1 protein-coding gene is annotated in these 448 nt (G+C 37.9%); it reads right to left on the bottom strand.

Annotated elements, in window-relative coordinates; all coding sequences use genetic code 11:
* A partial coding sequence (locus CSV68_RS17240) for a hypothetical protein (RefSeq protein WP_158233537.1) occupies positions 1–448 on the bottom strand: 448 nt, incomplete at both ends.

The raw sequence follows: 448 nt of genomic DNA, 5'->3' as shown, positions 1-448 counted from the left end.
TGGCAAAGTGTTTGAAGGTACTTTGATTGTTCCCTTTTCATCTGTCGTCTTTGTAATCATAGATTCTCCGCTTTTACTCTTTACAGTTACTTCGACATTAGGACGAATCGCTCCGTTTTCATCTTTTACAGTAAATAAGAAGTCTGTACATTTTGGTGCTGGCTGAATTTCTGCTGCACAATCAAGATCAACGTCAAACTCGCCTAGATATTCACCATCTACATCGTGAACTTCATATTCACTTGGCTTTAAATCTGAGATAGCAAGCTTTCCTGAATTATCAGTTTTGGCGTCTTCTACAATTACCTCACCTGTATTCTTATCTTTTACTGTTACTGTAGTGGAAGAATCTAGACTTTCACCATCGACATCTTTAATTGTTAGTACAAAGTCTAGACAAGTTGGTGCTTGGATAACTTCTGCACCACAATTCCCGTCATTATAGTCG

The sequence above is a fragment of the Sporosarcina sp. P29 genome, from assembly GCF_002743265.1.
Taxonomy (GTDB): domain Bacteria; phylum Bacillota; class Bacilli; order Bacillales_A; family Planococcaceae; genus Sporosarcina.
This window is presented reverse-complemented; position numbering and strand designations above follow the sequence as displayed.